At 68.6% G+C, this 7,251-nt stretch carries 7 protein-coding genes; 4 read left to right on the forward strand and 3 right to left on the reverse strand.

Annotation, left to right across the window (positions count from 1 at the left end):
* Nucleotides 1-49: 49 nt before the first annotated feature.
* Complete coding sequence (locus tag ACFU7D_RS27660) at nucleotides 50-1,471, reverse strand: APC family permease (protein WP_378873384.1); 1,422 nt, start codon at nucleotides 1,469-1,471, stop codon at nucleotides 50-52.
* Between the two features lie 186 nt (nucleotides 1,472-1,657).
* On the opposite strand from ACFU7D_RS27660, the gene ACFU7D_RS27665 reads away from it, so the two are divergent.
* The 4 genes from ACFU7D_RS27665 to ACFU7D_RS27680 are packed head-to-tail and all read left to right on the forward strand — an operon-like array spanning nucleotide 1,658 to nucleotide 5,299.
* Complete coding sequence (locus ACFU7D_RS27665; protein ID WP_378873376.1) at nucleotides 1,658-2,500, forward strand: DUF1028 domain-containing protein; 843 nt, start codon at nucleotides 1,658-1,660, stop codon at nucleotides 2,498-2,500.
* Nucleotides 2,497-3,966, forward strand: a complete 1,470-nt coding sequence (locus ACFU7D_RS27670; RefSeq protein WP_378731325.1) for an FGGY family carbohydrate kinase — start codon at nucleotides 2,497-2,499, stop codon at nucleotides 3,964-3,966. Before ACFU7D_RS27665 ends, ACFU7D_RS27670 begins: the two co-directional genes overlap by 4 nt.
* The gene (locus tag ACFU7D_RS27675; protein ID WP_378873378.1) at nucleotides 3,963-4,430 is read left to right on the forward strand and encodes a hypothetical protein; all 468 of its coding nucleotides are present in this window, start codon (nucleotides 3,963-3,965) and stop codon (nucleotides 4,428-4,430) included. The genes ACFU7D_RS27670 and ACFU7D_RS27675 overlap by 4 nt, the downstream gene beginning before the upstream one ends.
* Nucleotides 4,427-5,299, forward strand: coding sequence for a metallophosphoesterase (locus ACFU7D_RS27680; RefSeq protein WP_378873380.1), 873 nt, complete (start codon nucleotides 4,427-4,429; stop codon nucleotides 5,297-5,299). The genes ACFU7D_RS27675 and ACFU7D_RS27680 overlap by 4 nt, the downstream gene beginning before the upstream one ends.
* Nucleotides 5,300-5,319: 20 nt before the next feature.
* Here ACFU7D_RS27680 and ACFU7D_RS27685 read toward each other — a convergent pair whose 3' ends face one another.
* Both ACFU7D_RS27685 and ACFU7D_RS27690 read right to left on the reverse strand, forming a co-directional pair.
* Entirely contained in the window at nucleotides 5,320-5,655 is a 336-nt protein-coding gene (locus ACFU7D_RS27685) for a DUF1048 domain-containing protein (protein ID WP_378731319.1), read from the reverse strand.
* A gap of 123 nt (nucleotides 5,656-5,778) precedes the next feature.
* Nucleotides 5,779-7,128: a DUF222 domain-containing protein gene (locus tag ACFU7D_RS27690; RefSeq protein WP_378873382.1), complete on the reverse strand. Its 1,350-nt coding sequence runs from the start codon at nucleotides 7,126-7,128 to the stop codon at nucleotides 5,779-5,781.
* Between the last annotated feature and the right edge of the window lie 123 nt (nucleotides 7,129-7,251).

The raw sequence follows: 7,251 nt of genomic DNA on the forward strand, positions 1-7,251 counted from the left end.
GCGTACGCCCTCATCAGCTCGTACGCCGGCCCTGACCGAAGTCATCGGTTTACTTGTCGTCCTCGGGGTTGACGTCCATGTGCTCGATGTCCTGGAAGTGGGGCGGCTCGTCGTCCTTGTTGGCGAACTTGTTGACGAGCCAGGTGATGGCCCACAGGATCACGCCGATGACCATCAGGCCGCCGGCGATCTCGTAGACGATGCCGTCGCGGTCGACCCACGGGCCGGCCAGGTAGATGCACAGGATGGCGGCGATGGGCGGCAGGTACTTGGGCGCCGTGAAGAACACCTTGTCGGTGTCGGCCCGTCGGTTGCGCAGGACCAGGCACGCGATGTTGACGATCGCGAAGACGCACAGCAGGAGCAGCGCCGTGGTGGAGCCGAGGTTGGAGACGATGTTGCTGTCCGGGTCGCTGGAGACGTACCAGATCAGGCCCAGCGCCAGCAGCGTGGTGAAGATGATCGCGATGTAGGGAGTGCGGCGGCCGGGCAGGACCGCGCCCAGCTGCTTGGGCAGCACCCGCTGTTTGGCCATGCCGTAGACCAGACGGCTGGCCATCAGCATGTTGATCAGCGCCGTGTTGGCGACGGCGAAGACCGCCAGGAACGGGAAGACCTTGTCGATCGGGAAGTCGGGAGCACCCTTGGCGACCACCTCGAGCAGGGCCCGGCCCTCGGACTCACGGATCGTCTCGAGCTCTCCGGGGGACAGCACACTGACGACCGAGACCGCGACCAGGATGTAGAGGAGCGCGGCTGCACCCAGGCCCATGAACATGGTGCGCGGGAAGATCTTCTCCGGCTCCTTGGTCTCCTCGACCATGTTGACCGCGTCCTCGAACCCGACCATCGCGAAGAAGGCCACCGAGGTCGCCGCGGTGACCGCGAAGACCACGCCCATGTTGTTGTAGTCGTCGAAGGAGACCAGCTCGGCCATGTCGGCCTCGCCCTGGGCGATCACGTAGAAGCCGACGCCGATGACGATGCACAGTGCGATCATCTCGACGAGGGTGAGGACGATGTTGAACTTCACGCTCTCGCCCACGCCACGCAGGTTGATCAGCGCGAGCAGGACCATGAAGCCCAACGCGACCAGGGTGACGACGCCCTCGCTGGGCGCATCCATCCAGCCGTTGATCTCCAGCCCGCCGAAGAAGTTCTGCGCCAGCGTGTTCGCCGAGGTGGACGCGCTGGTGATGCCCGAGCAGGCAACCGCGAAGGTGACCATGAAGGTGAGGAAGTGGAAGCCGAACGCCTTGTGCGTATACAGCGCGGCGCCTGCCGCGCTGGGGTACTTGGTCACCAGCTCCAAGTAGGAGTACGCCGTCATGGTGGCCACCACGAAGGCGAGCAGGAACGGCAGCCACAGGATGCCGCCCACGTAGCCGGCCATGGTCCCGGTGACGGCGTAGACGCCGGCTCCCAGGATGTCACCGACGATGAAGAGCAGAAGGAGCCAGGGCCCCATCACTCTCTTCAACTCGGGTGCTTCTTCTTTCGCCAGGGTTGTCATGATGTCCTTCCTGGTCACGTTCGAAACTCAGTTCCGAAATTGGGATGAAGGGATCCCTCAATCAAAGCCCAAGCTCGCCGTCAGGTGTACGACAATTCGTAAACACGCCGTAACCGGACGAAATTTCGCGGATAGGGTCGCGCCATGACCTTCTCCATCGTCGCCAGAGCAGTTGATCCAGGCACCGGGGAGCCCACCTGGGGTGTGGCCGTCGCTTCGAAGTTCCTCGCCGTCGGATCGGCCGTCCCGGCCGCCGTAGCGGGGGTCGGAGCCATCGCCACCCAGGCCGAGGCCAACGTCGCCTACAAGGGTCTCGCGCTCGCCCACCTCGACGAGGGTGCAACCGCTTCGGTCGCCCTCGAGAGGCTGCTGGAGGAGGACGAGCGACGTGACCACCGTCAGGTCGGGATCGTCGACGTCGACGGCAACGCCGCATCCCACACCGGACCGTCCTGCTTCGACTGGGCGGGCGGCCGGACCGGCTCCACCGAGAATGGGGCGTACGCGATCCAGGGCAACATCCTCACCGGCCCCGAGGTGGTCGAGGCGATGGAGGCCGCCTGGCTGGCCTCCTCCCCCGAGGAGCCGCTGCAGCACCGGCTGCTGGCGGCCCTGGCCGCGGGCGACGAGGCGGGCGGCGACAGCCGCGGGCGGCAGAGCGCGGCTCTCCTGGTGGTGCGCGAGGAGGCCGGCTACGGCGGCAACGACGACATCGCGGCCGACCTCCGGGTCGACGACCACGCGGCGCCGATCACCGAGCTGAAGCGGCTCCTGGACCTCAGCGACTTCTACCTGACCGCGTCGACCGAGACCGAGAAGGTGCAGGTCACCCCCGAGATCGAGGCCGAGGTGGAGACGTACGCCGCGGCGAACGGCGCCTCGGGCTTCCTCGCCTGGGTGGCCACCGAGAACTACGAGATGCGGGTGGCGGAGGACCTGTCCTGGATCGACCGGCGCATCCTCGACATCGTCAGGACGCCGCAGTGAGCGCGATCCTCGCCATCGACGCCGGCACCACCGGTGTCACCGCCCTGATCGTGACCGAGAAGGGCGAGGTCGCGGCCCGGGGCTATGAGGAGTTCGACCAGCTCTTCCCCAGCCCGGGCCGGGTCGAGCACGTGCCCGAGGGGATCTGGCAGGCGACCCTGGAGGCGTGCCGTACGGTCCTCGCGGCCCACGGCAAGGACGACCTCGTCGGTATCGGGATCACCAACCAGCGCGAGACGGTCGTGCTGTGGGACCGGGAGACGCTGGGGTCGCCGCGGCGGGCGATCGTGTGGCAGGACCGGCGCACGACCGCGATGTGCTCCTCGATGGCCGATCACGACGCCCGTGTCCGGGAGCTGACCGGGCTCCGCCTGGACCCCTACTTCAGCGCGACGAAGCTGGCCTGGATCCGTGAGAACGAGCCGCACACCTGGGCGCACGTGGAGTCTGGCCGCTACGCGATCGGCACCGTCGACTCCTACCTCATCGCCCGGATGACCCGCGGCCTCCACCACGTCTCCGACGTCTCGAACGCGTCGCGGACGCTGCTGTTCGACATCGGTGCCAACGACTGGTCCGACGAGCTGTGCGACCTGTTCGGGGTGCCGCGCGACGCGCTGCCGGAGATCGGCCCCAACTGGGGAGAGGGCGTGGTCACCGACCCGCGCTCCTTCCTGGACCTGTCGCTGCCGATCGCCGGAGTGGCCGGGGACCAGCAGGCGGCGCTGTTCGGGCAGGCCGCGTTCGAGGTGGGCGACTCCAAGTGCACCTACGGCACCGGCTCGTTCGTGCTGACCAACACCGGCACCACGCCGCAGCGATCGGACTCCGGCCTGCTCACCTCGCCGGGCTGGATGTCACCCTCGGGCGAGGTGACGTACGTCCTGGAGGGCTCCATCTTCGTGACCGGCGCCGCGGTGCAGTGGCTGCGTGACGGCCTGCAGATCATCGGGTCTGCCGCGGAGACCGAGGCCCTGGCGAGCACCGTCACCTCGTCCGAGGGCGTCGTGTTCGTGCCCGCCCTGACCGGTCTGGGCGCTCCGCACTGGGACCCCGACGCCCGCGGCACGATCATCGGCATCACCCGCGGCACCACCCGCGCCCACGTCGTGCGGGCGACCCTGGAGGCGATCACCTTCGAGGTTCGCGACGTGATGGCCACGATGCCGACTCCCGTCGCCTCGCTCAACGTCGACGGCGGCGCTGCCGCCAACGACCTGCTGTGCCAGCTGCAGGCCGACCAGCTCGGTGTCGACGTCTCCCGGCCCCGCTACGTCGAGACCACCGGTCTCGGCGCGGCCTTCCTCGCCGGCCTCGGGGTCGGTGTGTGGTCCTCCTTCGACGAGATCCGCGAGACCTGGGCCCTGGACCGCACGTTCTCCCCCGACACGTCGCGTCGCGATGCGGCCGATGAGGCGTACGCCTCCTGGACCAGGGCCGTCGAGCGCTCCCGACAGTGGGCATGAGCACCGCGCGGCGCGGCGTTCCGTGGTGGGCCTGGGCGCTCATGGCAGGTGCGGTGCTCGTGGTTCTCAGCTTGGTCAGCGCCGGCGTGCTGACCTTCTGGGTGGGCGCCGACCTTCGCAAGGCCGCCGACGACGTGCCGGCCGACTGCCTCGACCTCGCGCATGCGGTAGGAGCGCCGGACCTGCCCGATGAGACCTCGTCCGCGAGCTGCACCTACATCGGCTTCCAGGACTGGCAGTTCGAGGGCGCGATGACGGTCCCCCGGGCCGAGCTCGACACCTGGCTCGCCCGCCTCCCCGGCTCACCGGTCCTGGGCGAGACCGGCTGCACCGACGCGGTAGCCTGCGTCCAGGTCGACCTCACCCAGGTCGGCGACGAGGTCGACGCCCACTACCTCGACGTCGCCGTCCTCAGCGAGAGCGACGGCGTCGCCGAGGTCCGCATGGCAGCCTTCACGACATGACCCGGATCCTGCATCTCTCCGACACCCATGTCTCCGCGAGCGGCGTCGACATGGACGGTGTCGACGCCATCGCCGCTCTCGAAGGCATCCTGCGCGACGCTTGCCACGTGCCCGGGCTGGACGCCGTCGTCGTCAGCGGCGACATCGCCGATGACGGCTCGGCGGCAGGCTGCGGCGCGGTCCTGGAGCGGGTGGGCGCCTTCGCGGCCGAGCGCGGCATCCCGCACCTCTACTCGACGGGCAACCACGATGCCCGCGGCCCGTTCCGCGAGGTGCTCGGCAGCGGACACCGGGACCCGGACGGGAGCGACCGCGGCCGGCTGCTGGATCCGGAGTCGGACCTGTGCGCGGCGGTCAGCTTCCTGGGCGACCTCAGGATCGTCACCATCGACAGCCTGGTCCCCGGCGAGACCCACGGCTTCCTCGACGAGCACCAGCTGGCCTGCCTCGCGAACGAGCTGGCGACGCCGACCCGTGACGGAACCGTCCTCGTCCTGCACCATCCGCCGCTCCACCTGGCCTCCCTCCCGTGGGTCGCCGACGTCGTCCTCCGCAACATCTCCGCCCTCGGCCGGGTGGTGCGGAGCAGCGACGTACGCGCCATCCTCACCGGACACCTGCACTTCCAGGTCAGCGGATTCCTCGCCGGCGTACCCGTCTGGGTGACCCCCGGCGTCGTCACCCGCATCGACACCACCGCACCCCCACATCTCGTACGCGGCGTGCTCGGCGCCGGCGCCACCGTCGTCGACCTCGCCGACCCCGCCTCCCCCACCTTCCACGTGCTCTCCGCCCGCGACCCCCGTGCGGGCGAGCAGGTCTACCTCTACGACCCCGCCTCTGGCGAGGACGTCATCGACGAGGACTGAGGTCAGGGTCCTCACTGGCCTCAAGCGAGTTTCTGGGCGACCTCGTTGAGGTTCGCTCGCAGCTTGTTGCGGTAGGCGTCGTGCTGCTCGGGCAGCCGGGCGTCGCAGTAGGCGGCCAGGTCGGGTCCGGTGACCTCGATGACGCTGCGTCCGGCGGCGGCCTCGGTCTCGAACTGGTCGAGGACCTCGCGCAAGATCTCGACGATGTCCATGCCGTCGCCGGCGGTGAAGCGCCACATGTAGCTCTTCATCTCGCCATAGACGGTCCTGTAGTCGGCGGGCAGCTCGGCAGCGCGGGCCTCCATGCGCTTCCAGTCCTTCTTGTCACCGATCAGGCGGGTGAGGATGTTGTTCATGTTGATGCTCCTTCGTCGGGTCGTTTTCTTGGCTCCGTTTCGGGCCGTAGAAGAAGCGTGCAGGCCTGACGCAGCGTCAGGGTCAAGCACTGATCCGAAGAAACTTTCCACCGGTCGCGACCCTCAGGCCGCCAGGGTGTGGTCGAGGATCAGGTCGCGCAGCCTGAGCTCGGCGGGTGACAGTGACGCTGGGTCCGGTGCCCGAGAGTCGGGTGGTGACTCCGGTGACCGAATGTCGGGCAGTGGGTACGGTGGCCAGGTGTCGGGTGGGGGGCTGGTGTAGATGTGGCCCGTGGGTGTGATCGTGATGATGCTGCCGTCGGGTCCTGGTCTGGCCTGCCAGCCGAGCGCCTCTTTGGCCTGGTTGCATCGTTCGCACAGCCCTTCCAGGTTCCGGGCGCTGGTGGTCCCGCCGTCGGCGTGGCGTTGGATGTGGTCGATGTTGCGGATCGGGGCATCACACCCGTTGGTGCGACATGTCCCACCGTCACGGGTGGTGACGAAGTCGGCCAGCCCCTCGGGGGCCTTCCTGGAGCGGGACTCCATCGCGACCAACTGACCGGCGGGGTCGGTGAACAACCTGCGGACGAACACCTCGGCATCAGCAAGGGATTCGCGGGCCCAGGCGGCCGGGACAGGGCCGTAGCCCTCGACCATGGCCGGCTGGTCGCTGGTGTTGGCGAGGGCGTCGGCGGTCATCACGATCTTGACCTCGATCCGGGGCTTGGCGCCGGCGGCGCTGCGGCCGGTGACCCGGTCGACGAGGGTGTCGGCCATGACCTGACCCCGGGTCCGCTCATCACCGGCAGCCGCAGCGGTCTTCGCGGCCTGATCGAGCGCCGCGAAGACCGCAACGCCGTCCTTGACCGGGAGTAGGGCACCGAGCCAGGTCATCGTGTCCGGGGCCGGCCGCAGGCTGACCCGACGGTCCTTCTCGGCGCTTGCGGCCCGGGCGACGACGGACTCCTGGTCGAGGGTGATCGCGAGCTTCTTGGCGGCGTTCTCGAGCTGCCGCAGCCCCATCACCACCACCTGCGGGTTCTCCCCGTCCGGGCTGGGGGCGCAGAGCCGGTGGTCGATGACCCGCCGATCCTCCACCGAGAGGCACGCCGTTTCGCGGGCCAGGATGGTCGCCTGCCACTGCGAGAACAGTCCCGCCTTCATGAGCGCGAAGGTGTGCGGCATCTCGGCGATCAGGATCTTCGCCAACCCGAGCAGCTTCGCGCCGCGTTCGGGTGAGACCCGCCGCGCCAACGCAACCTGGGAGGCCACCCCTTCACCAAGCTTCCGGGCAGGAACACCAGCCGCTGATTGACGCTCGCGGACGGCTTCCTCCAGACGTACCGCCGCCTCTGCCTGCACAGCCTCGGCAGCGCACTTCACTGCCTCGAGGCGAGCGATCCAGTCGACCAACTCACCCTCGGACGCACCCGGAGGCGGCCCGTCAAGGAGGCGGTCGATGGTCTCGTACATAGCCGTTATTATATGCGATCGAGCACCACAGCGCGACCTATTTGTGCTGGTCAGATGACAGTTATGCAGTCAGCGAACAAGCAACGTGAACTCCGCGCCACTCCCTCGCCGCCGCCCCGATAC

This window comes from Nocardioides sp. NPDC057577 (assembly GCF_042801335.1).
Lineage (GTDB): Bacteria > Actinomycetota > Actinomycetes > Propionibacteriales > Nocardioidaceae > Nocardioides.